The following is a 269-nucleotide window of genomic DNA, read 5'->3' on the forward strand; positions in this document are numbered from 1 at the left end:
GGCAGCCACGCCAGCGGCGACACCGGCCGCAGCAGGCTGACGATGGGCGAGAACATCGCCCGCACCGGCGCGTAGCGGCCGATGGCGAAACCGATCGGTATCCCCACCAGCGCGGCCAGGCCGAAGCCGATGCCGACCCGCTGCAGCGAGGCCAGAAGGTTCCAGCCGATGCCCTTGTCGTTGGGGCCGTTGTCGTAGAACGGGTCCGAGAACAGTTCCACCGCCGCGCGCCACGTCACGCCCGGTGTGGGAATCTCCGGGATGCGCAT

At 69.9% G+C, this 269-nt stretch carries 1 protein-coding gene; it reads right to left on the minus strand.

The annotated features are described in order from the left end of the window. Positions 1-269: ABC transporter permease (locus tag SB771_RS34715; protein ID WP_410722002.1), on the minus strand; the 269-nt coding region annotated here is incomplete at both ends.

The sequence above is a fragment of the Burkholderia sp. SIMBA_051 genome (assembly GCF_046534915.1).
GTDB lineage: Bacteria > Pseudomonadota > Gammaproteobacteria > Burkholderiales > Burkholderiaceae > Burkholderia > Burkholderia ambifaria.